The sequence below is a fragment of the Streptomyces sp. NPDC051738 genome (genome assembly GCF_044453205.1).
In the GTDB taxonomy this organism is placed as follows: Bacteria; Actinomycetota; Actinomycetes; order Streptomycetales; family Streptomycetaceae; genus Streptomyces.
Genome location: NZ_JBITCM010000002.1, coordinates 628,850 through 653,352 on the forward strand (window position 1 = coordinate 628,850; position 24,503 = coordinate 653,352).

At 70.1% G+C, this 24,503-nt stretch carries 21 protein-coding genes, 1 tRNA gene and 1 pseudogene; 6 read left to right on the top strand and 17 right to left on the bottom strand.

Annotated elements, in window-relative coordinates:
• Positions 1–10: 10 nt before the first annotated feature.
• Genes ACIA8X_RS07455 through ACIA8X_RS07465 form a run of 3 tightly spaced genes read right to left on the bottom strand, consistent with a single transcriptional unit; the run spans position 11 to position 2,089 of the window.
• The gene (locus ACIA8X_RS07455) at positions 11–391 is read right to left on the bottom strand and encodes a type II toxin-antitoxin system death-on-curing family toxin (RefSeq protein WP_393457230.1); all 381 of its coding nucleotides are present in this window, start codon (positions 389–391) and stop codon (positions 11–13) included.
• Positions 388–588: a ribbon-helix-helix protein, CopG family gene (locus ACIA8X_RS07460; protein WP_048821776.1), complete on the bottom strand. Its 201-nt coding sequence runs from the start codon at positions 586–588 to the stop codon at positions 388–390. The genes ACIA8X_RS07455 and ACIA8X_RS07460 overlap by 4 nt, the downstream gene beginning before the upstream one ends.
• Positions 589–628: 40 nt before the next feature.
• Positions 629–2,089, bottom strand: a complete 1,461-nt coding sequence (locus ACIA8X_RS07465) for an MFS transporter (protein ID WP_393457227.1) — start codon at positions 2,087–2,089, stop codon at positions 629–631.
• A gap of 205 nt (positions 2,090–2,294) precedes the next feature.
• Here ACIA8X_RS07465 and ACIA8X_RS07470 point away from each other — a divergent pair.
• From ACIA8X_RS07470 to ACIA8X_RS07490, 5 genes are all read left to right on the top strand, one after another.
• Positions 2,295–2,369 (top strand) — tRNA-Cys (locus ACIA8X_RS07470).
• A 296-nt stretch (positions 2,370–2,665) separates the two neighbouring features.
• A complete protein-coding gene (locus tag ACIA8X_RS07475) occupies positions 2,666–4,300 on the top strand; it encodes an alpha/beta hydrolase (RefSeq protein WP_399457953.1) in 1,635 nt (544 codons plus the stop codon).
• Positions 4,301–4,318: 18 nt separating this feature from the next.
• A complete protein-coding gene (locus ACIA8X_RS07480; RefSeq protein WP_393457221.1) occupies positions 4,319–4,867 on the top strand; it encodes a hypothetical protein in 549 nt (182 codons plus the stop codon).
• 51 nt (positions 4,868–4,918) lie between these two features.
• Positions 4,919–5,608: a type VII secretion target gene (locus tag ACIA8X_RS07485; RefSeq protein WP_393457218.1), complete on the top strand. Its 690-nt coding sequence runs from the start codon at positions 4,919–4,921 to the stop codon at positions 5,606–5,608.
• Positions 5,609–5,870: 262 nt separating this feature from the next.
• Positions 5,871–7,121, top strand: coding sequence for an LPXTG cell wall anchor domain-containing protein (locus ACIA8X_RS07490; RefSeq protein ID WP_393457215.1), 1,251 nt, complete (start codon positions 5,871–5,873; stop codon positions 7,119–7,121).
• A 44-nt stretch (positions 7,122–7,165) separates the two neighbouring features.
• Here the strand turns inward: ACIA8X_RS07490 and ACIA8X_RS07495 are convergent, their stop codons facing one another.
• The 12 genes and pseudogenes from ACIA8X_RS07495 to ACIA8X_RS07550 form a co-directional block, all read right to left on the bottom strand.
• Positions 7,166–7,690, bottom strand: coding sequence for a GNAT family N-acetyltransferase (locus tag ACIA8X_RS07495; RefSeq protein ID WP_393457212.1), 525 nt, complete (start codon positions 7,688–7,690; stop codon positions 7,166–7,168).
• Between the two features lie 32 nt (positions 7,691–7,722).
• Positions 7,723–8,934 carry an SUKH-4 family immunity protein gene (locus tag ACIA8X_RS07500; RefSeq protein ID WP_393457209.1) on the bottom strand — a complete coding sequence of 404 codons (1,212 nt, stop codon included), beginning with the start codon at positions 8,932–8,934 and terminating at the stop codon, positions 7,723–7,725.
• 193 nt (positions 8,935–9,127) lie between these two features.
• Positions 9,128–9,502: pseudogene (locus ACIA8X_RS07505) on the bottom strand (phosphotransferase); the annotation flags it as partial.
• A 109-nt stretch (positions 9,503–9,611) separates the two neighbouring features.
• The gene (locus ACIA8X_RS07510) at positions 9,612–11,921 is read right to left on the bottom strand and encodes a xanthine dehydrogenase family protein molybdopterin-binding subunit (RefSeq protein ID WP_399457954.1); all 2,310 of its coding nucleotides are present in this window, start codon (positions 11,919–11,921) and stop codon (positions 9,612–9,614) included.
• The gene (locus ACIA8X_RS07515; protein WP_393457203.1) at positions 11,918–13,663 is read right to left on the bottom strand and encodes a 2Fe-2S iron-sulfur cluster-binding protein; all 1,746 of its coding nucleotides are present in this window, start codon (positions 13,661–13,663) and stop codon (positions 11,918–11,920) included. Before ACIA8X_RS07515 ends, ACIA8X_RS07510 begins: the two co-directional genes overlap by 4 nt.
• A complete protein-coding gene (locus tag ACIA8X_RS07520; RefSeq protein ID WP_393457200.1) occupies positions 13,660–14,553 on the bottom strand; it encodes an FAD binding domain-containing protein in 894 nt (297 codons plus the stop codon). The genes ACIA8X_RS07515 and ACIA8X_RS07520 overlap by 4 nt, the downstream gene beginning before the upstream one ends.
• Positions 14,554–14,778: 225 nt before the next feature.
• Complete coding sequence (locus tag ACIA8X_RS07525) at positions 14,779–16,389, bottom strand: beta-N-acetylhexosaminidase (protein WP_393457197.1); 1,611 nt, start codon at positions 16,387–16,389, stop codon at positions 14,779–14,781.
• Positions 16,390–16,404: 15 nt separating this feature from the next.
• The gene (locus ACIA8X_RS07530) at positions 16,405–17,265 is read right to left on the bottom strand and encodes a carbohydrate ABC transporter permease (protein ID WP_393457194.1); all 861 of its coding nucleotides are present in this window, start codon (positions 17,263–17,265) and stop codon (positions 16,405–16,407) included.
• Positions 17,266–17,270: 5 nt separating this feature from the next.
• Positions 17,271–18,161 carry a carbohydrate ABC transporter permease gene (locus tag ACIA8X_RS07535; protein WP_393457191.1) on the bottom strand — a complete coding sequence of 297 codons (891 nt, stop codon included), beginning with the start codon at positions 18,159–18,161 and terminating at the stop codon, positions 17,271–17,273.
• Entirely contained in the window at positions 18,158–19,453 is a 1,296-nt protein-coding gene (locus ACIA8X_RS07540) for an extracellular solute-binding protein (protein ID WP_393457188.1), read from the bottom strand. The genes ACIA8X_RS07535 and ACIA8X_RS07540 overlap by 4 nt, the downstream gene beginning before the upstream one ends.
• Positions 19,454–19,639: 186 nt before the next feature.
• Positions 19,640–19,927, bottom strand: a complete 288-nt coding sequence (locus tag ACIA8X_RS07545) for a DUF3039 domain-containing protein (protein ID WP_031478284.1) — start codon at positions 19,925–19,927, stop codon at positions 19,640–19,642.
• 29 nt (positions 19,928–19,956) lie between these two features.
• Entirely contained in the window at positions 19,957–20,529 is a 573-nt protein-coding gene (locus ACIA8X_RS07550; RefSeq protein WP_030054423.1) for a YqgE/AlgH family protein, read from the bottom strand.
• A gap of 253 nt (positions 20,530–20,782) precedes the next feature.
• On the opposite strand from ACIA8X_RS07550, the gene murA reads away from it, so the two are divergent.
• A complete protein-coding gene (murA, locus tag ACIA8X_RS07555) occupies positions 20,783–22,123 on the top strand; it encodes a UDP-N-acetylglucosamine 1-carboxyvinyltransferase (RefSeq protein WP_393457183.1) in 1,341 nt (446 codons plus the stop codon).
• A 276-nt stretch (positions 22,124–22,399) separates the two neighbouring features.
• On the opposite strand, the gene ACIA8X_RS07560 is transcribed toward murA, so the two are convergent.
• Together ACIA8X_RS07560 and ACIA8X_RS07565 are read right to left on the bottom strand one after the other, a co-directional pair.
• Positions 22,400–22,681 carry an HU family DNA-binding protein gene (locus tag ACIA8X_RS07560; protein ID WP_004000874.1) on the bottom strand — a complete coding sequence of 94 codons (282 nt, stop codon included), beginning with the start codon at positions 22,679–22,681 and terminating at the stop codon, positions 22,400–22,402.
• Between the two features lie 358 nt (positions 22,682–23,039).
• Positions 23,040–24,464: an NAD-dependent malic enzyme gene (locus ACIA8X_RS07565; protein WP_393457180.1), complete on the bottom strand. Its 1,425-nt coding sequence runs from the start codon at positions 24,462–24,464 to the stop codon at positions 23,040–23,042.
• Between the last annotated feature and the right edge of the window lie 39 nt (positions 24,465–24,503).

The following is a 24,503-nucleotide window of genomic DNA, read 5'->3' on the forward strand; positions in this document are numbered from 1 at the left end:
GGTCACATCCCTACTCCGTCAGATCCCGCAGAGCCTCCGCGATCACCTTGACTTCCTCCAGGCTCCCGGTAGCCACCGCGATGACGAGGCGCTCGGCCGCATCGATATCCGGGAGCAATTGCACGTCGTTCATCGCCAGGAAGACGACGCAGGACACCCATGCGGTGCGCTTGTTGCCGTCGATGAAGGGGTGGTTGATGGCCAGCGACTGCAAGAGCGCGGCCGCCTTGTCGAACAGGTCGGTGTAGGCCTCCTGCCCGAACATCGAGGCAGAGGGGCGATGCACGGCCGACTCCAGCAGACCCGCATCGCGTACGACGACGCTCTGGTCATCGACGGCGTGCTCGGCGATGGCCAGAACGTCCTCGGCCGACAGGTAGATGAACGTCACTTGAGCCGCTCCAGCAGTTCGGCCCACTTGGCGGTCTGCTCCTTGGCGGCCTTGCGGACCAGCGCCTCGTGCGCCGTCCTGGCCAGGTAGTCGTCCACGGCCCTCAGCAGTATGGCGTGCATGCTGGTGCCCTCCTCCTCAGCGCGCAGCTTCAGTGCTTCGGTCTGGTCGTCGCGGAGACGCAGGTTCATAGCCATACCAAAACAGTACCACGCGATGGGGTCGAATTGGTACCAGTTACGAACGCGAGACCCGCAACCGCGTAGTCACCCACGCCCCCACCAACGCCACCCCCGCCATCGGCAGGAACACCACCGCGAACGCCGCCGGATGCGAACCGGCGCCGGACGCCTCCGTTGCCGCATGGCTCACCGCGCCGCCGCCCAGGGCCGCGAAGGCGGCGCCGCCGGCGGCCAGCAGGACGACGTTGGAGAGCGCGTCGGAGATCTGGAGGGCGGCGGAGTTGGTGCCGGCCTGCTCGGGGGCGGAGAGGTGGAGCAGGAGCACGCCGGCGGAGGCGATCACCAACCCCATCCCGAAGCAGCCGAACGCCCATGCCACTGCGAGGGTCCAGACAGGCACGGACTCGATCAGCACACTCGGCGCGGCGGCGATGGAAGCCGCCACCAGCACCATCCCCAGCGTCATCAGCCGTTCCCGGTACGGCTCCACCCGCGGCCGCGACTGCACCCACGACCCCAGCGCCCATGTCACGCCGCCCGCCGCGAGCGAGAACCCTGCGAGCGTCGGCGACAGCCCCCGCTGGGTGACCAGCATCAACGGCACGAAGGACTCGGCGGCGATGAAGGACCCCGCGGCGACCCCGCGCAACAGCACGACGGACGGCAGCCCGCGCGCCGCCCGGTATGTGCCGCGCGGGAGCAGCCCGAGCACGGCAGGCACGAGGAGCGCGGCGCCGACGACGCCGGGGACGAGGGAGAGCCACCGCAGGTCCTGGGCGGCGTACTGGAGCAGCCCCGCGCCGAGGGAGATGCCGAGCGCGAGCCGGATGCGCCGCCGGTCGAAGGAGGCGGGGCGGCCGGAGCCGTCGACCGGTCCGCCCGCCCGGCGCCGTATCTGCGGCAGCGCGAGCGCGAGCGGAAAGACGACGAGCACCGGAATCCCGACGAACACCCAGCGCCACCCCAGATGCTCGGTCACCGCCCCGGAAGCCAGCGGCCCCACGATCGACGGCACGACCCAGCTCGCCGAGAACGCCGCCATGATCGCCGGCCGGAGCCGCTCGGGGTAGGCCCGCCCGACGACGACGTACAGGGCGACGATGACCAGTCCCCCGCCAAACCCCTGCACGGCCCGCCCGAGAATGAACAGCCACATCACCCCGGCGGTCCCGGACAACAGCAACCCGGCGCCGAAGGACGCGATCCCCGTACTCAGCGCCCCCAACGGCCCCCGCCGATCCGACCACTGCCCCGCCAGCACCATCCCGAACAGACTGGTGGTGAAGTACCCCGAGAACGCGAAGGCGTACAACGACACCCCGTCCAGCTCCCGCGCGGCAACCGGCATGGCCGTTCCGACGGCGGTCGCCTCGAAGGCGATGAGCAGCACCACGGAGACGATCCCGACACTGAGCGCCCGATACGACCGCCCCATCACGGTCTCCCCGGCGTCGGGGACCGAGGGAACATCGGATGTCTTCTCCACACCGGCATCACGGGGCTCAAGGGCAGTCATGAACGCCAGCGTAAGGTCCACAACCGGGTTTGGCCCCTGTCGGTGGATGGCTGTGCGGTGGGACCTTGGTCGTACGACCGCCGGCGTTCATGAACGCGGTGTGGCAGTCCCGTTGCAGCACCCGCGATTCCCTTGAGCCCCCTCCACACCTCGCCATACGGTCGATCCACCGAGTTCGGAACGGAGCACCACGCTCCACCGACCCGGCCGTGTGCCCGAGCGGTTTAGGGGCTCGCCTGCAAAGCGAGTTACGTGGGTTCGATTCCCGCCACGGCCTCCAGCAGTAGCCCTGACCAGCACGTTTCCAGGTCAGACACAGCCCACCCGGCGTGCGGATCCCGCCCCGGACGGGGCTGGGTCAGTTGCTCGGCCCGTTGCCCTGCCCTGCTGCCCAGCCCAGCCAAGCCCGGCCACGACAGTCCGCATATGGGCGCACTCGTAACGACAAGGCCGCATGAGTATCTCGACTCATCCCCTGCTCGCATACGCCCGCTAACATGATCGCGCTTGACTGATGATCAGCTATATAAGTTCAAATCGGGGGAAGTTGGCGTGGCATCTGATTTCGCGCGCTTGATGAAGCAGGACTTTTCGGACTTCGAGGGCGCCGCCAAGTCCTGGGAGAAGCTCGGCGGCACGATGGAGTCGCTGCAGCAACGGCACCGTCGCAGCGTCACGGGCCCGTTGCACGCCCAGTGGACCGGCGAGGACGCGAGGTCCGCGCTCTTCTACCTCGAAGACGTCGAGGCCCGCATCGGCATCGCCCGCACCGAGGCGGTGACCATCGCAGAGGTGCTGGACAGCACCCGCTTCCGTATGGAGTCGGCGCAGAACGCGCTGCGCAACGCGGTGCGCAGAGCCGAGGAGAACGGCTACACGGTCGACGAGGACGGCAACGTCACCGACACCAGCCTTCCCACCGATCAGGGATCGAGGCACGACCCGGACTACCAGGACCTCGTTCGCGAGCGCAGCGGTCCGCTCGGTGAGTACCGGCAGTGGATAGACCAGGCGCTCAAGGACGCCCGCGACGCCAGCGACCAGGGCTCAAAGGCACTGTCCGGGCTGAACGGCGACATCATGGACCGCTTCCGCGCCGGCGCGGTCGACGAGTCCGGCGACGACGCGAAGGCCGCCATGAAGGCCCTCGGAATCCAAGGGCCGCAGATACCGGACAAGCCCCACGACGCCGCCGAGTGGTGGAAGGCGCTGAGCCCGGCGGAACAGCGCGAGTACATGACCATGTACCCGAAGGAGATCGGGGCGACGAACGGCCTCCCCACCTTCGTACGCAACGAAGCCAACCGCATCGCCCTGGACCAGGAGTACGACGCGCTGGTCAACGGTGACGCCCGCGCGGAGAACCCCGGCGCGAGCAACGACGAGCTCAACAACCGGCAGAACCAGCTGGCGTTGCTCCGCGGCGAGCTGGAGAAGAACGACGGTGAGACCGAGGAGAAGAAGCAGCTCTATCTGCTCGACTTCGACGGCAGCGGCAACGGCAGGGCCGTCATCGCGATGGGCAACCCGGACACGGCCGAGCACACCGCTATCCAGGTCCCGGGCACCGACACGACGATGGACAGCGTGCCCGGCCAGCTGGGCCGCATCGGCAACCTGCAAGACTCCGCGTACGCCGAAGGCGAGCCGAATGGAGAAGTCTCCACCATCTTCTGGCTGGGCTACGACGCACCCGAGTTCGAGGGCGGCACCGGACTCGCCGGCGGCGGTGTGACCAGCGAGGATCGGGCCCAGGAGGCGGCTCCGCGGCTGCGGGACTTCGTCCAGGGCACCCGGGCCTCGCACGAGGGAGAGCCTTCCCACGTGACCGTACTCGGGCACAGCTACGGATCCACCGTGGTCGGCAACGCGGCGTCCATGGAGGGGGGCCTGGGCGCGGACGACATCGTGGCGGTCGGCAGTCCCGGTATGCACGTCAACAAGGCCGAGGACCTCAACATCGACCCCGACCACGTCTGGATCGGAACCTCCCAGGGCGACAGCGTCGCCAACGGGTTCGCGGACTTCAACCTCGGCGACAACCCCACCGAGGAGCCCTTCGGCGGCAACAACTTCAAGGTCGACCACAACGGCGGACACAGCGATTACTGGAAGGGCGACTCCCTGACCAACCAAGGCCTGATCATCGCTGGTGAACAGCCGGAAACAGAGCCCAAGCAGGACAACGACGTACCGCTGCTGCCCTGGTAGACCGCGATGAGGAAGACGATGATGATCACCAAACGCATGGCTCTGTGCGCCCTCAGCACCCTGCTGCTCTCGGCCACGGCCTGCACATCCGACGGTGGCCGGGACATCAACGACCCGCTGCCCCGCAAGACTCGGGACGCGGCGCTGAGCCTCGCCCGCGATTTCACCGAGCAAATGGCGGGCCCTGCCAACGTGGAACTCAAGCCCCGCGAAGAAATCGTCCACTTCTACGACTGTGTCGGCGAGCATGACGAAGTAGCCGACGACAGCCGTTTCTACCTCAGGTACCGCGTGAGAGCAGACCTTCCGCGAGATCAGCACATCCAGACCGTGAGGAAGCTCCGCAAGGCCCTCAAGAAGCAGGGATTCACGGATCTCGGCGGCAACGAGCGGCCAGGCGACGAGCGCCCCATCATCTGGAACTTCGAGGCAGAGGACGGAGGGGAGTGGTACGACCTCGACGTGCACAGCCTGGACGGCACCCAGGGTAAGGAACCTGACGAGTTGCAGTTCAGCGTCGACACCACCTGCTTCCTCCCGCCCGGAGTGAAACAGCAGAAGTTCTAGGACCGGACCGGACACGATCCACTTTTTCTTTCCAGAAAGGAAAACGCCTCCATGGCAGGGAAGTTGACGGTCAACCCGAACGAGCTGCGTGGCTCGGCGGGTGCCGCCGACGGCATAGCCGATGACATGAAGCAGCCGTCGGACACAGCGGTCAAGGACGCGGCGACGGCCGGCTCCACGATGACGGGATGGTCGATAGGGCCGGCCCTCCAGGAAATCTCCAGCAGTTGGGGCAAGGCTCTGACGGGGCTCCACGGCCGTACGAAGGCGGGCGCGACCAACCTGCGCAAGTCCGCGGACGGCCACGAGTGGAACGACGACCTGGTCTCGCAGGACTTCGAGAAACTGAACGTACAGACCGCGTCGGCGGGCGGTGGCGGGATCGGGATCATGTCCGCTTCCGGGTCGGGCGGCGGCGCGGTGGGCTCGGGTCCGTACCCGAACACCGGCCTCGACCCCCGGTTCCCGGGCAGCGGCGGGGGCGTGGGAACTCTGGGCCCCCATCCCGTCGAGCACGGCATCAGCCCCTTCGACAGGGGATTCCAGGCGCCCGTCGCGCAGGACCCGGGCTTCGCGTCCCCGTTCCCGGGAGAGGACATCCAGGGCGGGCCCCATCTGGTTCCGGAGGGTGAGAGCGTTCCGCTCGGCGAGCCGCCGGTCCACCAGTTCCCCGAACCCGACGCGACCGGTCTGCCGGACGCGGGGACGAGGCCGACTCCCGGGGCGAATCCCTTCGGCTGACCTGCCGGACGGGCCCTGGCGGGCTCGCAGGCCGCGGTCATCGGCATCCGTACGAGAGTGAATGTCGATGACCGCGGCTGAACCGCTGCACCCAGAACGGACAAACCCGCACAGCGCGTTACGCGGTCACCATCCCGCCACAGCCCTCCCGGCATCTCCTCAAACAGCGGCACAACCCTGGGCACCCTCCAGCCGTCCAGAACGTGACTGGACGACAAACATCCGGTAGCCGTGCTTCCTGTCCCGACGAGGAGACCCATCCGTGCGCCAGCGCATCCGCCCCTCGCACTTCCGTAGGTCGGCCGCCTTCGTGGCCGTCGCCGCGATCGCCGCGGCCGTTCCCGCGGTCGCCGCCTCCTCGGCGCATGCCGCCGAGGGCGAGCCCTCCCTGGTGATTTCAACGCTGCCGAGTACGTCTCCCAAGCCCGGCGAGGTGTACGACGAGAACGTCGTCGTCACCAACAAGGGCACCGCAGCCGCGGACGGCATCACCTTCCGGATCCGGCTGACCCGGGGACTCGACTTCCCCGGGCCCGTGGCGGGCTGTACCTACTCGACCGTCGAGGACCAGGTCAGGCAGGCGCTCTGCGAGCTCGACACCGTCATCGAACCCGGCGCGTCCATCGAGACGCCCGTGCGGTTCACGGCGCTGCCCAACGCGCTGATGGAGGCCGTCCAGTACGGCACCTCGGCCACCGGTGCGGCTCCGGGCGAGGGGTACGACGACAGTCACCGGCGGCTGACCCTGACCGCCGACAGCTCGGCCGACCTCGTCGCCATCGGTGACGACACCGAGGCGCTCGCGGGCGACAAGCAGTCCGTCACGGTGAAGCTCCGCAACGACGGTCCCGGCTGGATCCAGAATCAGGAGAGCGACGACCAGACCGCGCTCATGGTGCAGATCCCGAAGGGCACCGTCGCCGCCGAAGTGCCCGAGGAGTGCGCGCCGTTCGGGATCGACGGCCCGTCCGGGCCCGGGGGGACGCCGCGCAAGTCGAAGTACGTCTGCTGGCCCTCCGATGCCACCATCGAGGCCGGCGAGACCCTCTCCTTCACCTTCATGCTGGAGATCAAGGACGACGCGAAGACCACCACGGGTGAGGTGAAGGCGACCTCCGTCTACGACATCCACCCGGACTTCGACAAGAACCCCGCCAACGACAAGGCCCAGATCCGCATCGCCATCCCCACCGACAACGAACCCGACCCCGCAACCTCCGGCGGCTCGACGGGCGGCGGCTCCACGGACGGCGGCTCCACCAGCGGCGGGAACGGCAACGACCCCGACGGCCAGTCCACCGGCGGCACGGGCAGCACCGGCTCCACCTCGGCCGGCACCTCGACGGGCGCCACGACCGGCGGCTCCGACACCGGCGCCGTCGACGGCAACCTCGCCAGCACCGGTTCCGACGGCACTCCGCTTCTCGCCGGCGCCGCAGCCGCCGCGGCAGGTCTCGGCGGTGTCCTGGTCCTGGCCGTGCGCCGCCGCCGCGCGACCGCCAAGTCCTCGTAGCGGTACGCGACCTCAGAGGTACCCGACCTCACGGATACGACGCCTCAGGGATACGGCGTCGTCCGCGCGACGTGGGCCTGAAGAAGGCGACCCGAGTTCTCGAAGCCCCGGCGGGCGTACGCGGGGATCGCCCGGGGCGAGGAGTGGACGGTGACCCGCTCCAACCCGAGCTCCCTCGCCCTGTCCAGGGTCTCGGTGATCAGCCGGCCGCCCAGACCCGCGTCGCGCGCCTCCGGAACGACGTACACGCACTGGAGATCACCGGACGCCCGATGCAGCGCATGCGGTGTCGGGACCCGGTGAACGACCGCTAGCCACGCCATGCCAATGATCTCTATGGACCCTGTGATCCCTGTGATCCCTGTGGTCTCAGCATCGCGGGCCAGGACCATGCACCGGTGCGAGGCGGCGTTCTGCTCCGCCCAGGCGACGAAGTGGCGGACGAAGGCCTCGCGATCGACGGCTGCTGGTGCGGCGGCGCCGTCGTTCTCAAGGATCCACTGCCAGCGCAGTTCGGCGACGGCCGCCAACTCGCCCGGTTCGGCCGGGCGGACGGTGATGTCGTCCATACGGGCCCCCTCTCCCACCCGTCGGACCGACGTCACCGCGCCCCGCCCACCGACTCCAGCACCCCGCTCGCCGCGTCCCGGAACACCTCGGTCCAGTAGTGCCGGCCGTCCCCGCCCGCGGCGGCGACGCCGGTCGGGTCGACCGTCGACAGGACCTGGAGCATGGTCATGGCCAGTTGGTCGTAGGTGTCGGTCGTCAGCTCGTGGCCCGACTCCTCGTCGATCGCCTGCTCGCGGTGGAGCAGCCAGAGCGTGAAGGCGAGCGTCGAGATGTCGGTGTTCAGGGGGAACAGCCGCGCCTCGGTCTCGCTCCAGTGCAGGACCGCGCCCGTCGCTCCGTCGACGACCAGGCTGTTGTCCTCGACCAGCCGACCGAGGCGTATCAAGTGATCGGCGCGGAAGGGGAGTTCGGCCGAGGGGGCGACGTCGGCGTCGGCGTAGTGCTCGGCCAGTGTCGGCAAGGGGACGTCCGTGTCGAGGTCGAGGGAGAACAGGTGGCAGTTCTCCGGCAGCCCGACCTCGCGCAGAAAGCGGCGGGTCGGCTCGTGCGTGAGCGTGGCGGGGAAGTCGACCTCCTCGAAGCGCACCATCTTGCGCGGGCCGAACTCCTGGTCCAGCAGGCGCCGCGGCAGATCCAGGGCCAGGCCCGACTCGCCGGCCCGGCCCGCCACCAGTGCGAGCGGGCGGATCAGGGCCGCCATCTTCCAGAAGGGCGCCGGCTCGCCGTCCGTGCCCTCCTCGAACACCGCCAGCAGGTGCCGCGAGGCGTCGGCGACCGCCTTGGGGCCGTAGCGGCCGACGTAGGAGGCGAACTGGCCGCGCAGGCCCGCCAGTTCGTCCGTCGCCTCCGCGAAGCGCACCAGCGTCCGCAGCGACGGTGCCAGCGGGCGGCGGCCCATCAGGTCCGGGTGGTCGTACAGGAAGTGCGTCGTCGAGATCTCGCCCGTCGCGCCGTCCAGCAGGACCGACTCCGTCTCCAGGGCGCCGGCGCCCAGCAGTCCGCCTATCACCAGCTGGTCGCGCAGCTCCGCGGCCAGCCGTTCGTCCGGGCCGCCCGTCGAGTCCGCCACCGTCCGCAGACCCTCGCGGCACAGCTCGGCGAAGCTCAACACACCGCTGTCGCACGGCAGTCCGGGTCCCGTCAGCCATCGCCGCGTCGACGCGTGCGTGACGTACGGATCCAGTTCGGTCTCCGTCAGGATGATCGCCGTATCACCGGCGCGAGTCGTGATCGTCGTGCTCATGGCTCCCCCGCATGCGCTTGCTCACCGCCCCAGGGCAGGACACGGCCGACCGCCCGGTCCGCCGGATCCGGCTGCCGTCCCCACTGCCCAGAACACTACGCGCCACCACTGACAACGCCCCCTGATCGGCACGACCACCGCCAACGCACCGGATCAGCACCACCACTGACAGCGCTTCACATCAGTAAGACGCTCAGCCCACCCTCGCGCGTTCCCGCCCGGCGAGAATCGCCTCCACCGTCTCCCCCACGCTCAGCTCCGAGGAGTCCACCCACAGCCCGATCCGCGGCGTCCGCGCCCGCAGCTCCGGCACCACGTCCTGCACGACCGCCGTGAACCCGGCCTCCGCATACGCGTCCGCCGCCGCGGCCGACAACCGGTACCGCAGCCGGAGCTGAGCTTCGCCCTCGCCACCGTCGACGCCCTCGCCGCCCGCGTCGTCCTCGGCGCCGGGGTCGTACTCCACGCGCCCCGAGACGATCATCCGCCGGAAGACGTCCCCGCGCACATGCGCAGCCCTCGGCAGCCTCTCCGCCAGCGCCTGCGCGACCGTCGACTTCCCGGCCGCCTCCCCCGCTGCCTAAAGGGCGCGGGAGGTACCCCCATCCCCGGTGACCAGGACGACCCCGTCCATCAGAGCAACCGGCAAGGCAACCAGGAAGACCGCCGACGCGGGCTCACTGGCCGGTCACCACCGCCGCCTGCGGTCGGATCGGCAGGCGGTTCACCGGGCGGCCCGTCGCGGCGCGTACGGCCGACGCGATGGCCGCGGGCGAGGTCACCACCGGCACCGCGCTCACCGCCTTCGCACCGAACGGCGCGACCACGTCCCGATCCTCGACCAGCTTCACGATCCGGATGTCGGGGGCGTCCAGGGCCGTCGGCAGGGAGTAGCCCGTGAGGTCCGGGTGGCGGATCAGGCCGCGCGCCGAGCGCAGGTTCTCCGTGAGCGCTATGCCCACGCCTTGCGTCACGCCCGCCTCGATGCGCGCCTCCAGCTGCGCCGGGTTCAGCACCCGGCCGACGTCCTGGGCGAGGGCCAGCTCGACCACGCGGACCGAGCCCAGTTCGATGTCGACGTCGACGACCGCACGGATCGCGCAGAAGGACATGCCCACGAAGGCGTCGCCCTGGCCGGCGTCGTTGAGCGGTTCGGTCGGGTGCGGGCGGCACTGGGCCGTGGCCCACAGTTCCTTGCCGTCCAGCGCCTCGGTGACGGTGGTCGACAGGACGCCGTCGTACGACGTGATCTTGCCGTCGGTGATCTGGAGCAGCTCGGTCGACATGCCGAACTTGTGCGCCAGGGGCTGGAGGAGTTGCGTACGGACCATCTTGGCCGCCCGTTCCACCGCGCCGCCCGACACCCAGGTGTGGCGGCCTCGGCAGCCGGCGCCCGCCGGGGGCTGGTCGGTGTCGACGGGCGCCACGTGCACCTCGTCGATGCCCAGCGTCTCCTGGACGATCTGCCGGGCCAGCGTCGTGAAGCCCTGGCCGGTCTCGACGGCGGCGCACAGCACCGTCGCCACACCGTCGTGGACCTTCACGGTCGCCGTGGAGACCTCGTCGGCGCCCTCGGCGCCGAGCATGTGCACCATGCCCAGGCCGTAGCCCACGCCCCGCCGCACGGCACCCGGTTCGCCCGCGCCCTCGGGGCCGCCGGGCAGCAGCCACTCGTCCTCGGGGGTGTCCTTGGGAAGCGCGGGCAGGGGGTAGTCCCGTACGGCCTGGAGCAGTTCGGCCACGGGGGCCGGGCACGTCACCGTCTGGCCCGTCGGGAGTACGTCGCCTGTCGCCATGGCGTTGCGCAGCCGCAGCTCCGCCGGGTCCACGCCGAGCTTCTTGGCGAGCTTGTCCATCTGCGCCTCGTAGGCGGCGCACACCTGCATGGCGCCCTCGCCGCGTACGTGGCCGGAGGGCGGGTTGTTGGTGCGTACGGCCCAGCCCTCGATGAAGGCGTTCGGGACGACGTACGGCCCGCAGGCGAAGCCGACCGCGGCGGCCAGCGCTTCGGCTGAGGTGTCGGCGTACGCCCCCGCGTCCAGCAGGATCTGCGCCTCGACCTTGACCAGCTTGCCCTCGGCGTCCGCGTGGTGGCGGTACCGCAGGAGGGTCGGGTGCCGGTGTGTGTGGCCGAGGAAGGACTCCTCGCGCGTGGCCGTGAGCTTCACCGGGCAGCCGGTCTTCAGCGCCAGCAGGCCGAGCGGCAGTTGGAAGCCCTGGTCCTCGCGGTCGGCGGTGGCGCCGGGGACGCCGGTGACGACGACCTTGACGCGCTCGGGTTCCAGGCCGTAGCAGGCGGCGGCCCGGTCGCGGTCGGTGTGCGGGTCGGTCGAGGCGAGGTAGAGCTCGACGCCGCCGTCGGGGCGCGGTACGGCGAGGCCCGCCTCGGCGCCGATCGGGGCCGGGTCCTGGCGGCCGATGCGGTACAGGCCCTCGACGACGATGTCGCCGGCCGCGTCGGGGTCGCCGTGGCGCAGCGGGATGTGGCGGATCAGGTTGCCGTCGGGGTGCAGCGGCTCGGCCTCGAAGGCCTGCTCGGGGTCGGTCACCGGGTCGAGCACCTCGTACTCGACGATGACGGCCGCGGCGGCCAGGCGTGCGGTGTCCGGGTGGTCGGCGGCGACGGCGGCGATGGGCTCGCCGTGGTGGCGTACGACCTCGGAGGCGAAGACCGGGCGGTCCGCCTTGCCACGGCCGAGCAGCGGGGTGCCCGGCACGTCCTCGTGCGTGACGACGGCCCGGACGCCGGGCATCTCACGCGCGTGGGAGGTGTCGATGGACGTGATGCGCGCGTGCGGGTGCGGCGAGCGCAGTACGGCCGCCCACAGCAGGCCCTCGGCCCACAGGTCGGCCGCGTACGGGAAGGTGCCCTCGGTCTTGGCGCGCGCGTCGGCGGCCGGCAGGGAGGCGCCGAGGCCGTGCGGGATCTGATCGGGGGCGGGGGCTGCCTCCGCGGCTGTGGTCGCGGTGGCGGCTTCGTTGCTCACGCCTGACCTCCGTCCGGTCCGTACGCCTGGTCATGCGGTCCCCTGGCACCCGGCGGATCGAACGCCGACGGGTTGACCCCGCCGGCCCCCGGGCCCGCCTGGTGAGGGATACGCGGCTCGTCGCCGTTGTGTTCGGGCTCGTCGGCCGTCGCCTGTGCCTCGCGCTCGGCGACGACCTCCTGGACGGCGTCCACCACGCCCCGGTAGCCGGAGCAGCGGCACAGGTTGCCGCACAGCGCCTGGCGGGTCTCCAGCTCGGTCGGCGCCGGGTTGCCCTCCAGCAGGTTGTGCACGGTCATCGCCATGCCCGGCACGCAGAAGCCGCACTGCACGGCGCCGCACCGCGCGAGCGCGCGCTGCACGTCGGAGGGCTGCCCGTCCTGGGCGAGCCCCTCGACCGTACGGACCTCGGCGCCGGCGGCGGTCACGGCGGGTACCAGGCAGGACGCGACGAGCCGTCCGTCGACCTGCACGTTGCACGCCCCGCACTCGCCCTGCGAGCAGCCGTCCTTGGCGCCCGCGAGCCCGAGCCGCTCGCGCAGCACATAGAGCAGCGACTCGCCGATCCAGGCGTCGGAGACGGGCCGGTCGGCGCCGTTGACGCGCAGGACGTAGGAGGCGAGGGGGTGTTCCTCGCCGGGGGGCGCCGGTACGCCGTCGGAGGAGGCGGCTCCGGCGGCTTCCTCGGCGGCCTCCGGGGCCAAGTCGCCGCCCTCGGCGGGCGCGCTCTCCGCGGAGGCCTCTGCCGGTCCCTGAGCGGCCTCTGTGGCGCCCTGGGCGTCCGTGGCGGGCTCACCGGCTGCGGGAGCGTCCGGTGAGGCCGCTGAAGCGCTTTCGGCGGGGTCCTCGACGGGCGCGGAGGCGTGCGCCTGCTCCTCGGCGGGGCGCGCGGCGGAACCGGGGTGCACGCGCGCGTGGGCGTCGTCGCCGGGTGCCGCGGGCGGGTTCCCGTCCGCGCCGAACCCGGCCGCGGCGGGCGGCTGCTCGTGCTCGTTCGGGGCGGGCCGTACGCCGGGCCGATCACCGGGGTGTACTGCGTGCTGGTCACCGGCGTGCGGTCCGGGCAGGCCGGGAGCGTGCCCGGCATCGGCCGGCGGGCCGGGTCGGGGCGCGGTCCCCAGCGCTTCGCCGGTCGCCGCGGCGGCCTCGGCCTGCTCTCCCCACGGCTGACCCGTGGCCTGCGTCGCCCAGGGTGCGGGCGCGCCGCCGGGCAGCGTGGCCGGCGGGGTGCCGCCCCACTGCTCGACGAGCGACGACGTGGTGAACTCGCCCGATTCATCCGGAAGGTCACCGTCGGCGACGGGAATCGACCACTGCCCGGTCACGTCATGACCGGGCGCCACGGCGGCCTCCTGGCCCCCTTGGCCGGCCGAGGTCTCCGAGAAGTTCCACTGCTGGGTGGCCCCGGGGTTGTACGTGAACTGGCCGCTGCCCGGGTCCTGCGGGGCGGCGTTCGGGTCGGGCCACTGGGCGCCCTCGGCGGGCGCGCCGGCGACCGGCCAGCCACCGGCGGCCGCGGGGTCGGCATCCGGGTCCGAGCCCGGCGCGAACGCTATCTGCGGCGGCACATACCCGTGGCCGCGCGCGGCGAGCGGCGTGTCGGAGGAGGCCAGGAGGGCGTCGATGCCCCCTTCGGGGAGTTTGACGAAGGCGGTGGCGCCGTCGTCGTAGTCGCCCTGGGGCAGCGGGTCCCAGCGACCCCTGCCCTGGGGCGTGCCCTCTCCGTGCTGGTCGTCGGTCACGACAGCGCCCTCCCCAGTGCTCGTCGGGCCAGCGCGGCGACGGTGCGCCGCAGGTGCAGTACGGCGGGTGGATGCTGGGTCACGGACCCGTCCTCGGCCGGGACCGGGTCGGGGATGCAGGCCGCGGCGACGTACTCCCCGAAGGCGTGCAGTGCCTCGGGGACGATCGCGCGGCTGTTGTCCCAGTCGATCAGCCGGGCCACCCAGTCCTCGGCCTCCAGCGGCCTCAGCGGCATCGGCGCTATGGCGCCCACGGCGCACCTGACTCCGCGCCGGGCGGGGTCGAGGACGACCGCGACGGACGCCATCGAACGCCCCGGGCCGGTGCGGCCGGTGGCCTTGAGGAAGACCTGCGGGGCGTGCAGCAGCGGCACGCGCACGAAGCCGATGAGTTCACCGGCGCGCAGCATCTCCATGCCGGCCAGCAGGTGCGACACCGGGATCTCCCGGCGGGCTCCGCCCTGGCCCGCGATGATCAGGGTCGCTTCGAGGGCGGCGAGGACCGGCAGCGCGTCACCGTTCGGGGACGCCGAGGCGATGTTGCCGCCGAGGGTGCCCGCGTTGCGGATCTGCGGTGGGCCCGCGGCGCGCGCGGCGGCCGCCAGCGCCGGGATCAGGGCGGCGAAGTCGGGGCGGCCCATCCGCGCGTGGGTGAGGCCGGCGCCCAGCAGGGCGTGGCCGTCCTGGTACTGCCAGCCGCGGATCTCGCTGATCCGGCCGAGGCCCACCAGCGCGGCGGGCCTGAGCTGTCCGGAGTTGACGGCGGCCATGAGGTCGGTGCCGCCCGCGACCGGCACGGCGGCGGGCATGGCGGTGAGTGCCGCCACGGCTTCGTCCAGCGTCGTGGGCAGCGTGACGGCCTGCGCCGCCTGCGGTGCGCTCGTGGTCAAACCGGCTGCCCCTTCCCGCTGCCCCACCTGGTCCCACCTGTGTTGCCGTACGGTACGTGCTGACAGGGCGGACGTGGCAACTCTGGCACATCTTCGCAGGACCCGAAGACAGGGGTCCGCTAGGAGGCATTCGCCCACCTCATCGCGGAGATGGTCCGTTTTCGTACGGCATCACCGATGCGTTCCGATTGACACTCTTCGGTGACACCTTGCCGGTTTTTTCCATTACCTGTTCGGGGGCGGGCCGTCGATCGGGCGGCCGAGCACTCCGGGGCGCCGCTGCCACGGCCGCGATCCGGTGGGCGGGCGGTACGCGACCCCCAGGGCGTCAAGTCGCCCGTAATGGGCGGCCATCCGCCGCTCGAAGTCGGTGAAGTCCCGTTCCGCCGGGGCGGGCAGGCGGCTCCAGGCCACCTCGGCGAAGGCGGCCAGGCGCGGGAACGCCTGGTAGTCCACGCGCGCGTGGTCCTCCATCACCTCGGTCCACACATTGGCCTGCGTACCGAGCACGTGCCGGGCCTCATCCGGCGTCAACTCCGCGGGCACGGGCTCGAACCGATAGACGTCCTCCAGCGTGCGCACGTACCCGATCGGCACCGGCTCGTCGGCGCCCGCGTCCTGACGGTGGTCCAGATACACCTGCTGCTCGGGGCACATGACGACGTCGTGGCCCGCGCGGGCCGCCGCGATGCCGCCCGCGTAGCCGCGCCAGGACGACACCGTCGCGCCCTGGGCGAGCCCGCCCTCCAGGATCTCGTCCCAGCCGATGAGCCTGCGCCCGCGCGCGGTCAGCCACTTGTCGAAGTGGCCGATGAACCACGACTGCAGCTCGTCCTCGTCGCGCAGCCCGAGTTCCCTGATGCGCTCCTGTGCCGTGGCCGACTGCCGCCACTGGTCCTTGGGGCATTCGTCACCCCCGACATGAATGAACTCCGAGGGGAACAGCTCCAGGACTTCCTCGAAGACCCCCTCGTAGAAGCGCAGGGTGTTGTCAGTGGGGGCGAGTACGTTCGGGTTGATCCCCCAGGTGTCCCAGACGGAGAGCGCGGAGGTGTCGATGACGTCGGTGTTGCCGAGTTCCGGGTACGCGGCGATGGCCGCCTGCGAGTGGCCGGGTACGTCGATTTCGGGGACGACGGTGATATGCCGCTCGGCGGCGTACGCGACGATCTCGCGGATGTCGTCCTGGGTGTAGAAGCCACCGTGCGGCTTGTCGTCCCACAGCGGGGAGGCCCGATGGCCGAATTTCGTGCGCGCCCGCCAGGAGCCGACCTCGGTGAGCCGGGGGTACCTCTTGATCTCGACGCGCCAGCCCTGGTCGTCCGTCAGATGGAAGTGGAAGACGTTGAGTTTGTGGGCGGCCAGCAGGTCGAGGTAGCGCAGCACGCCGTCCTTGGGCATGAAGTGCCGGGCCACGTCGAGCATGAGGCCGCGCCAGCGGAATCGGGGGGCGTCCCGGATCTCCGTCAGGGGCAGCCGCCACGTGCGGTCGGAAAGGGGTGCGCGCCGGAAGGCGTCGGGGCCGAGGAGCTGGCGCAGCGTCTGGGCACCCCAGAAGACACCGGCGGGCGAGCCGCCCTGGATGTGGAGGCCATGGGGGGCGATGACGAGGCGGTAGGCCTCGGCGTCGAGGCCTGGCCGGACGGACAGATGGAGGACGTCGTACTCGTCCCCCTTCTTGGGCGGCAGCGCGAACCCGGTCGCCGCGCCGAGCACCGCGCGCAGCCAGCGCGCGGCGCCCTCGGTGCCCGGCCCGGCCTCGATCCCGAAGCCGTCGCCGAGTTCGTAGAAGCTGGTGGCCCGCTCCATCTGGCGAGGTGCCGGAATGAGATCCATGAATGATCAGACCCTTCAGTCCTTGACCGCGCCGCCGAGCCCGGACACCAGGCGCCGCTGTACGAGTACGAAGAAGATCAGCACCGGAATCGTCATCACTGTGGACGCCGCCATCACCCCGCCCCAGTCCGGCTCGTCCGGCTTGTAGAAGACGAGCAGGGCCATCGGGAGGGTCGACTGCGAGGTGTCGCTGATGATGAAGGACTTGGCGAACAGGAAGTCGTTCCAGGCCGAGATGAAGGAAAACACGCTCGTGGCCACGAGCCCCGGGAAGACCAGCGGGAAAAGGATCTGCCACAGGAATCGTGACCGGCTCGCCCCGTCGATGTACGCGGCCTCCTCCAGGGCCTCCGGAACGGCCTTCACAAACCCCCGCAGCATCCAGATCGCGAACGGCAGCGAGAAGGCGATGTGCGGCAGGATCAGCGAGCCGAGAGTGTTCAGTTGGCCGAAGTCCCGCATGAGGAAGAACAGCGGGATGGTGAGGGCCTCCACCGGCACCATCTGGGCCACCAGAAACATGATCAGCAAGGTGGTCCGCATGCGGAACCGGAATCGTGTCACCGCGGTCGCGGCGAGAAACGCGATCAACGCCGAGACGATCACCACGGTGCACGCGACGACAAGGCTGTTGAGGAAGTAGCGGCCGAATTCGTTCTGCTCGAAGACCCGCCGGAAGGAATCCAGGGAAGGCGCCAGCGTCCAGGGCCGAGGCTCGCTGGACTCGATCTCCCCTGCCGGTTTGAAGGCGCTGAGCACCATCCAGTACAGCGGAAACGCGACCACAACGGCGATCAGCAGCGCGGACGTCTCGGCGAGCAGCCGCCAGGGCCGCCGTACGAAACGCACGGACCGCACGGAACGCGCGGCACCCATGAAGCTCACAGCTCCTCCCCCTGTCTGCGCAGCAGCCGCAGATACACGAGCGTCACCGCCAGCAGGATCAGCAGCATCACGATGCCGATCGCCGAACCCAGGCTGTACTGCGAGGACGCGAACGCCTTCTGGTAGGCGTACACGTTCAGCACCAGGTTCTGGCCCGCGATGCCGCCGCCGTTGGTCATGACGTAGATCTGGGTGAAGACCTTGAAGTCCCAGATCACCGACTGGATGGTGACGACCACCAGGATCGGCCGCAGCATCGGCGCCAGCACCGACCGCCAGATCCGCCACTGCGAGGCACCGTCCAGCGCGGCGGCCTCCAGCACCTCGGACGGTACGGCGCGGATACCGGCGTACACCGTCACCATCACGAACGGGAAGGAGCACCACACGACTTCGAGCAGGACGAGGAAGAAGGCGCTGAACCTCCCGTACGTCCATGAGTGGTCACCGAGCCCCAGCACCCGGTTGACCGGCCCGAAGTCCGGGTCGAACAGGAACAGCCACACGGTCGACCCGGTGATGGCGGGGGTCGCCCACGCTCCCAGCGCGGCCAGCATCAGGGCCAGCCGCGGCACGGCACGCACGCGCGTGAGCAGCACGGCGAGCGCGCAGCCGACGGCGAGGGTCGACACGACGCAGCCCGCCGCGAAGACGACGGTCGCCAGCAGCACCTGCCAGAACTGCTCGTCGCCGAAGAGCTCCGCGTAGTTCCCGAAGCCCTGGAAGGTGGTGGGCTCCCCGCCGCTGACCTGTGCCTGCGTGTACTGGAAGAACGAGATCAGCCCGAGCTGGTAGATCGGGTAGACGAGCAGCCCGCCGAGGACGACGAGGGCGGGGGCGAGATAGAGCCAGGGCGTCCAGGTGGTGCGGTTGTTCACCGAGGTCACCCGATGGTTCCGAAGGCGTCGTCCATCTTCTTCGCGGCCTCCTCGGACGCCGCCGCCACGTCCTTCTTACCGCTGATGACCTCCTGGAACATCGTCGGCAGCACGAGCGAGGAGTCGATCTGCGCCCACGCGGGCGACGCGGGAACGAACTTGGTGCCCGCGGAGAGCGTCTGCGCGAACGGCTTGACGTACGGCTCCTTGGCCGCGACCTGCTGCCGCACGTCCGAGAAGGTCGGCAGGAACCCCATCGCCTCGAACATCGAACCCTGCGTCTTCTTCGAGGTGAGCTGCTCCATCAGCTCGACCGCCAGCGTCCGATGCGAGGTGCTCTTCAGCACACCGACGTTGTTGCCCCCGGCGAACGCCGGCGCGACGGACCCGGCCTTCACGCCCGGCAGCGGCACGACCGCGTACTTGCCCTTCACCTTCCCGGCCTCCACGGCGGTGTGGCTGAAGTCGCCGCCGATGGCCATGCCCGCCTTGCCTGCCGCGAACGCGGTGACCGTGTCGTTGCCTCCCATGCCCGCGCACTTGGCGGCGGGACAGTTGTCGTCGCTGAACAGGGACGTGTACGCCTTGATGCCCTTCTGGGCCGCCGCGCTGTCGATCGCCGAGGCGTAACTGCCGCCCTTGCCCTCGGCGATCTCACCGCCGTTGGCCCAGACGAAGGGCATCGCACCGTACGTGTAGGCACCGCCCACCACGAGCCCGTACAGCTCGGGCTTGGCCGCGCGGATCTCGCGGGCCGTCGTCGCCAACTCGTCCATGGTCTTCGGCACTTCGAGGCCGAGTTCCTCGAAGACGTCGGTCCGGTAGTACAGGGCGCGGACCCCGACGTAGAAGGGCGCACCGTAGATCTTGCCGTCCACGGTGACGGACTGCTTGGCCGTGGGGTCGGTGTCCTTCGACTCGCTCCAGTCGCCGAACTCCTTGGTGACGTCGAGGAGTCCACCGTCCTTCACATAGCCGGCGGTGTCGGTGTTGCCGAACTCCATGACGTCGGGCGCGGACTTCGGGTCGTTGAAGGCGGCCTTGACGCGCTGGGCCCGGGTCTCGATCGGTATGTACTCGACCTCGACCTTCGCGCCCTCGTGCTCCTTCTCGAAGACGGCGACGACGGAGTCGACGACCTTCTCCTTCGGCTTGTTGCCGACTTCCTGGAAGAGCCAGACCCGCAAGGTGCCGGTCTTTTCGTCCTTGTCGGAGGAAGAATTGGAGGACGTCTGAGGTGCGCAGGCGGTGACGACGACGGCCGCCGCCAGAAGTGCGGCAAGTCGGCAGGGGAGCTTCATCGGGGAGTTCCTCCGAGCGTGCGTTGCAACATATGCAATGACGGTTTCGCTCTGTACAACGCTCGGAGCCTAGGGACTACATGAACACGTCCACAAGAGGTCTCAACCACTTCGTGACACGCAGAAGCCCCCGGGGCGCGCCGAGACACACCCAGGGGGCTCGCGGAACTGAGGCCGAAGGCAGGGCTACTTCTTGTCGCCGCCCTTGCCCTTGTCGTCCCCGCCGGCGCCCATGGACTCGTAGATCTCCTTGCACATGGGACACACCGGGTACTTCTTCGGGTCGCGACCAGGCACCCAGACCTTGCCGCAGAGCGCCACGACGGGGGTGCCGTCGAGGGCGCTCGCCATGATCTTGTCCTTCTGGACGTAATGGGCGAAGCGCTCGTGGTCGCCGTCGCCGTGGGACACCTGTGGCGTCGGCTCTACGAGGGTCCCCGTACCAGTCCCGCGCTCGGGCTCGAGAGTGCTCATAACGCCAAGAGTACTGAAGCTCACATGTTTCAGTTGAGCGACGGGTCGTCCGGATACGTGGCCACCATCGCGAGCTCGTTGCGCTGGCGGCGCAGCACCTCGCGCCACAGCCGTTCCGGGGACGGCGAGGAGACGTCGCCGGGTTCGGACTCGACGACGTACCAGGCGCCCTCCACCAGTTCGTCCTCCAGCTGGCCGGGGCCCCAGCCGGCGTACCCGGCGAAGATTCTCAGACTGCCGACCGCCGAGGCGAGCAGTTCCGGCGGCGCCTCCAGGTCCACGAGCCCGATCGCGCCGTGCACCCGGCGCCAGCCCAGCGGGGCGCTCTCGCCGTTCGCGTCGCCGGGGATGACGGCGACCCCGAGTGCCGAGTCCAGGGACACCGGGCCGCCCTGGAAGACGACGCCGGGTTCGCCGGCGAGGTCCGCCCAGCCCTCCAGGATGTCGCCCACGTCGACGGGGGTCGGACGGTTGAGGACGACACCGAGGGAGCCCTCCTCGTCGTGGTCGAGAAGGAGCACCACCGCGCGGTCGAAGTTCGGGTCCGCCAGGGCGGGCGTGGCCACGAGCAGCCGCCCTGTGAGCGAGGACACCTCGGTCATGCCAGACATGATCCCGCATCTTCCCTTCGCGTGGGGAGGCAATGCCGGTTCGGGAGTGAATGCAGCTCAGGGCGGAAAGAAGCAGCGTCGGGCGCACGATCGCGATGGTGACCGCTTGTGCCCGACGGCGAACGGTTCGTGTTGTGACAGAGCTATGACGTTCCTGAGCCGTACTCGGGCTTACGGAAGGGGGGTCAGCGGCGATTACCCTTTCCCTCCTGGCCCCTGCCCAACTCATCGGAACGCGAGATACATGACCGTCAACGACGATGTCCTGCTTGTCCACGGCGGAACCCCGCTGGAGGGCGAGATCCGTGTCCGCGGTGCGAAGAACCTCGTACCGAAGGCGATGGTCGCCGCCCTGCTGGGCAGCGCGCCAAGTCGACTGCGCAACGTGCCGGACATCCGTGACGTGCGCGTCGTGCGCGGGCTGCTGCAGCTGCACGGGGTGACGGTCCGTCCGGGTGAGGAACCGGGCGAGTTGGTGATGGACCCGTCCCACGTGGAGAGCGCGAACGTCGCTGACATCGATGCCCACGCGGGTTCCAGCCGTATCCCGATCCTCCTCTGCGGCCCCCTCCTGCACCGTCTCGGGCACGCGTTCATCCCCGGCCTCGGCGGCTGCGACATCGGCGGCCGGCCCATCGACTTCCACTTCGAGGTGCTGCGGCAGTTCGGCGCGACGATCGAGAAGCGGGAGGACGGGCAGTACCTGGAGGCTCCGCAGCGGCTGCGCGGCACGAAGATCCGGCTGCCGTACCCGTCGGTGGGCGCGACCGAGCAGGTGCTGCTCACGGCCGTCCTCGCCGAAGGCGTCACCGAGCTCTCGAACGCGGCCGTGGAGCCGGAGATCGAGGACCTCATCTGCGTCCTGCAGAAGATGGGCGCCATCATCGGCGTGGACACCGACCGCACGATCCGCATCACCGGTGTGGACTCGCTCGGCGGCTACAACCACAAGGCCCTCCCGGACCGCCTGGAGGCCGCCTCGTGGGCGTCCGCGGCGCTCGCCACCGAGGGCAACATCTACGTCCGCGGCGCCCAGCAGCGCTCGATGATGACGTTCCTCAACACCTACCGGAAGGTGGGCGGTGCCTTCGAGATCGACGACGAGGGCATCCGTTTCTGGCACCCCGGCGGCCAGTTGAAGTCCATCGCCCTCGAAACGGACGTGCACCCCGGCTTCCAGACGGACTGGCAGCAGCCGTTGGTGGTGGCCCTGACGCAGGCGACCGGCCTCTCGATCATCCACGAGACGGTCTACGAGTCGCGCCTCGGCTTCACCTCCGCGCTGAACCAGATGGGCGCCCACATCCAGCTCTACCGCGAGTGCCTCGGCGGCTCCGACTGCCGCTTCGGCCAGCGCAACTTCCTGCACTCCGCGGTCGTCTCGGGCCCCACCAAGCTCCAGGGCGCCGACCTCGTCATCCCCGACCTCCGCGGCGGCTTCTCGTACCTCATCGCGGCCCTGGCGGCGCAGGGGACTTCGCGGGTGCACGGCATCGACCTGATCAACCGCGGCTACGAGAACTTCATGGAGAAGCTCGTGGAGCTGGGCGCCAAGGTCGAACTGCCGGGCAAAGCGCTCGGCTGACGGCGATCTCTTGACACCAGCCCGGGACACGCCGGTCTTCGGCTGGGGGTCCGGGGGTTATCCCCCGGGAAGGCACAGCATGGAGAAGCTCGTGGAGCTGGGCGCGAAGGTGGAGTTGCCGGGCAAGGCGCTGGGGTAAGTCCGGCCAAAACCAGTCCGGCCGGCGTCTGAGGCCACTGGAAAGTGAAACCACGATGGGGCGGCACCCGGAAACCGGGGCCGCCCCATCAGCGTTCTACAAGCCGCACACCGTCCCGTGGTGTACAGACGGCAAGGTCACTTGCCCTTGGCCGCTTCCTTGAGCTTGCTGCCCGCGGAGACCTTCACGCTGTAGCCGGCCGGGATCTGGATCGGGTCGCCGGTCTGCGGGTTGCGGGCGGTGCGAGCGGCACGGTGGGTGCGCTCGAAGGTCAGGAAGCCGGGGATGGTGACCTTCTCGTCGCCCTTGGAGACGATGTCGCCGACGACCTCGGCGAAAGCGGCCAGCACGGCGTCGGCGTCCTTGCGGGTCACCTCGGCGCGGTCGGCCAGCGCGGCCACCAGCTCACTGCGGTTCATGTTGTTACTCCCGTGTTCATTTGCCTTGAGGCGTGCCACGCGGCGGAGCCGCTTGTCGGCACAGCGATGTCGATGCTGCCAGGGCCCTGGGACACTCCCCGGACCCGGGTCCGTCGTCAGACCCTCGCGCCCAGAGACGCATCCTGCCCCTACCTGCGGCGGGAAAGCCAATCCGGCGCCCGGAGGAGTCGCGAGAACACCCTTGGGTGTCACACGAAGAGAGGGCCCAAGCTTGGCCGTCACGATAAACGGCGGCCAGATGCCCTTGGTTCCACGACGCGCCGTTACAAGGGCTTGCCGTGGCGATCCTCACAGCCCACCCACACTTTCGGGGCTGTGAGGCGCCAATCCCAAGTGGTTACTCGGCCGACGTCGCCGCCGACGCCGACTTCGCCGCCTCCCGCACCGCCCCGGCGACCGCGCCCGCGACCTTGTCGTTGAAGACGCTCGGGATGATGTAGTTCGGGTTCAGCTCGTCCTCGGTCACGACGTCCGCCAGCGCCTTCGCGGCCGCGAGCATCATGTCGGTGTTGACCGTGCGGGACTGCGCGTCCAGCAGACCGCGGAAGACACCCGGGAAGACCAGCACGTTGTTGATCTGGTTCGGGAAGTCGGAGCGGCCCGTGGCCACAACTGCGGCCGTCTGACGGGCGATTGCGGGGTCGACCTCGGGGTCGGGGTTCGCGAGCGCGAACACGATGGCGTCGTCGGCCATGGCGGCCACGTCGTCGCCGTCGATCACGTTCGGGGCCGAGACGCCGATGAAGACGTCCGCGCCGCGCACGGCCTCCTTCAGCGTGCCGGTCAGGCCCTCGGGGTTGGTGTTGTCGGCGATCCAGCGCAGCGGCGAGTCGGCCGGGGCCTGACGCAGGTCCTCGCGGCCCGCGTGCACGACGCCGTGGATGTCGGCCACGACGGCGTTCTTCAGGCCCGCGGCGAGCAGCAGCTTGAGGATGGCCGTACCGGCCGCGCCGGCGCCGGACATGACGACCCGGATGTTCTCGATCGCCTTGTTCGCGACGCGAAGTGCGTTGGTCAGAGCGGCCAGGACGACGATCGCCGTGCCGTGCTGGTCGTCGTGGAAGACGGGGATGTCGAGGGCCTCGCGCAGCCGCGCCTCGATCTCGAAGCAGCGGGGCGCGGAGATGTCCTCCAGGTTGATGCCGGCGAACCCGGGGGCGATCGCCTTGACGATCTCGACGATCGCGTCGGTGTCCTGGGTGTCGAGGCACAGCGGCCAGGCGTCGATGCCGGCGAACCGCTTGAAGAGGGCCGCCTTGCCCTCCATGACGGGCAGCGCGGCCTTCGGGCCGATGTTGCCGAGGCCCAGCACCGCGGACCCGTCCGTCACAACCGCAACGGAGTTGCGCTTGATGGTGAGGCGGCGGGCGTCCTCGGGGTTCTCGGCGATCGCCATGCAGACGCGGGCCACACCCGGCGTGTAGATCATCGAGAGGTCGTCACGGTTGCGGATGGGGTGCTTGGACTGCATCTCGATCTTGCCGCCGAGGTGCATCAGGAACGTACGGTCGGAGACCTTGCCGAGCGTGACGCCCTCGATGGTGCGCAGCTGCTCGACGATCTCGTCGGCGTGCGAGGTCGAGGTCGCCGCGATGGTGACGTCGATGCGGAGCTTCTCGTGGCCGGACGCGGTCACGTCGAGGCCGGTCACCGAGCCTCCGTGGGACTCGACGGCTCCGGTGAGCTGGGAGACCGCGGTTCCGCTCGCGGGCACCTCCAGCCGGACCGTCATCGAGTAGGAGACGCTGGGCGCCGTTGCCATGGCCGACTTCCTCTGCTTTCACCGTGTGTCGCTGTTCGC

Coding starts and splice junctions, on each gene's coding strand:
- ACIA8X_RS07540 (WP_393457188.1), bottom strand. CDS start 19,453: ATGAAGCTCCCCTGCCGACTTGCCGCACTTCTGGCGGCGGCCGTCGTC.
- ACIA8X_RS07545 (WP_031478284.1), bottom strand. CDS start 19,927: ATGAGCACTCTCGAGCCCGAGCGCGGGACTGGTACGGGGACCCTCGTA.
- murA (WP_393457183.1), top strand. CDS start 20,783: ATGACCGTCAACGACGATGTCCTGCTTGTCCACGGCGGAACCCCGCTG.
- ACIA8X_RS07550 (WP_030054423.1), bottom strand. CDS start 20,529: ATGACCGAGGTGTCCTCGCTCACAGGGCGGCTGCTCGTGGCCACGCCC.
- ACIA8X_RS07485 (WP_393457218.1), top strand. CDS start 4,919: ATGGCAGGGAAGTTGACGGTCAACCCGAACGAGCTGCGTGGCTCGGCG.
- ACIA8X_RS07565 (WP_393457180.1), bottom strand. CDS start 24,464: ATGGCAACGGCGCCCAGCGTCTCCTACTCGATGACGGTCCGGCTGGAG.
- ACIA8X_RS07460 (WP_048821776.1), bottom strand. CDS start 588: ATGGCTATGAACCTGCGTCTCCGCGACGACCAGACCGAAGCACTGAAG.
- ACIA8X_RS07560 (WP_004000874.1), bottom strand. CDS start 22,681: ATGAACCGCAGTGAGCTGGTGGCCGCGCTGGCCGACCGCGCCGAGGTG.
- ACIA8X_RS07465 (WP_393457227.1), bottom strand. CDS start 2,089: ATGACTGCCCTTGAGCCCCGTGATGCCGGTGTGGAGAAGACATCCGAT.
- ACIA8X_RS07525 (WP_393457197.1), bottom strand. CDS start 16,389: ATGGATCTCATTCCGGCACCTCGCCAGATGGAGCGGGCCACCAGCTTC.
- ACIA8X_RS07495 (WP_393457212.1), bottom strand. CDS start 7,690: ATGGACGACATCACCGTCCGCCCGGCCGAACCGGGCGAGTTGGCGGCC.
- ACIA8X_RS07480 (WP_393457221.1), top strand. CDS start 4,319: ATGATGATCACCAAACGCATGGCTCTGTGCGCCCTCAGCACCCTGCTG.
- ACIA8X_RS07500 (WP_393457209.1), bottom strand. CDS start 8,934: ATGAGCACGACGATCACGACTCGCGCCGGTGATACGGCGATCATCCTG.
- ACIA8X_RS07475 (WP_399457953.1), top strand. CDS start 2,666: ATGAAGCAGGACTTTTCGGACTTCGAGGGCGCCGCCAAGTCCTGGGAG.
- ACIA8X_RS07530 (WP_393457194.1), bottom strand. CDS start 17,265: ATGGGTGCCGCGCGTTCCGTGCGGTCCGTGCGTTTCGTACGGCGGCCC.